The organism is Arthrobacter bambusae (assembly GCF_022606295.1).
GTDB lineage: Bacteria > Actinomycetota > Actinomycetes > Actinomycetales > Micrococcaceae > Arthrobacter > Arthrobacter bambusae_A.
The window spans coordinates 1-1,691 of record NZ_JAHHZS010000092.1; the positions used below are offsets into that span (position 1 = coordinate 1).

Annotated in this window: 1 protein-coding gene; it reads left to right on the plus strand. The window is 70.3% G+C overall.

What is annotated here, in order from left to right; all coding sequences use genetic code 11:
- A partial coding sequence (locus KNN17_RS22220) for an HNH endonuclease signature motif containing protein (RefSeq protein WP_372489723.1) occupies positions 1 to 1,688 on the plus strand: 1,688 nt, incomplete at its 5' end.
- Between the last annotated feature and the right edge of the window lie 3 nt (positions 1,689 to 1,691).

The following is a 1,691-nucleotide window of genomic DNA, read 5'->3' on the forward strand; positions in this document are numbered from 1 at the left end:
CTGCGCAGCACCCAAACCCGGTCCGGTTCCAAAGCCCGGCGGCCGGCGGGCCGCTGCCCGCGGGCGGTCTTGATCAGGCGGTGGCGGTGATGGATGCGCTGCGCTCAACCGCTCCCGCCGGCACCCGCCTGTTCGGTTTCCCTGAAGCCGCGGATTTCGCCGGCCGGGTCGAGGAGATCGCCCGGACGGTGGAGTTCCTGCAGATCCTCGCGGCCCAGGCCGTGGAACGGACACGGCGCGAAGCCCAGGCCGCACGGCACACCTGCCCGGCTCCGGGGTGGAGGACCGGCTGGACCGAACCCACCACAAGCGGCACGGCAGACACGGCCGACGCGGCGACTGACGCCGATGCGGGAACTGACGCCGACACGGCAACCGCGGCAGGTGCGCCGGGGTCCGTGGCCGGCGTCGCCGAAGCCGCCCACCCGGTCCATGACGGGTACCGGAACGCCGCCGAATTCCTGCGCGCCAGGCTGCGGATCGGCATCAGCGAAGCACGGCGCCGGCTCACCCTGGCCGAAAGCGTGCTCCCGCAGACAGGAATCACCGGACAAGACCTCCCCGCACGCCACCCGGTCCTCGCCGCGGCCCTGTCCGCCGCGGCCGTGCCGTCCCGCTCGGCCACCCTCATCAGCATCGCCCTGGACCAGGTACGCCACCACGCCGACCCGGACACCATCGGGCAGATGGAACACTCCCTGACCCGGACCGCCCTGGAAAGCGATCCCGACTTCGTGCACCGGATGGCCAAACGCTGGGTCGACGCCATCGACCAGGACGGAACCGAACCCAGCGAGGAAGAACTGCGCCACCGCCAAGGAGCATTCATCCGCACACCCCGCCACGGCCTGCACCACCTGGAAATCTTCGCCACCGCCGAACAAATCGAAACCCTCGCCACCGCCATGAACACCGCCGCCAACCCCCGCCTCCAACACCACACCGGCACCGGCACCGGCACCGGCGGCGAGGGAGCACAGGGCCCGGATTCAGGGGACACCGGCACGGGCGGCGACAGCAACAGCGAGGGCGCGCACCCCGGCCTGGACCCCCGCTCCCGCCCGCAGAAACTCCTCGACGGACTCGTCGGCGCCTGCAGTATCGCCCTGGCCACCGGCGAACTGCCGGCCAACGGCGGCCTCCGCCCCCAGGTCATGGTCACCATCGACTACCAAGACCTGCTCAACCGCCTCCAACACCACACCCCCGGCACCCCAAACCCCGGCACCCCGAACCCCGGCGCAGCAAACGCCCGGCCCGGCACCGGAACCGCCACGTTCCACGGCCCGATCCACCCCACGGCCATCCGCAAAATCGCCTGCGACGCCGACATCATCCCCGTCCTGCTCGGCAGCGAGGGCCGCGTCCTGGACATCGGCCGCACCACCAGGATCTTCCCGCCCCACATCCGCAAAGCCATCATCGCCCGCGACCAAGGCTGCGCCTTCCCCGACTGCACCATCCCCGCACCCTGGTGCGAAGCCCACCACATCACCTACTGGACCAACGAAGGCACCACCTCAACCGACAACGGCACCCTGCTCTGCAGCCACCACCACCACGTCATCCACAAAGAACACTGGACCATCACCACCGAAACCGGCGTGCCATGGTTCACACCCCCACCCCACCTCGACCCCCGCCAAACACCCCGACGCAACCACCACTTCAGACCCACCCGCACATAAAGC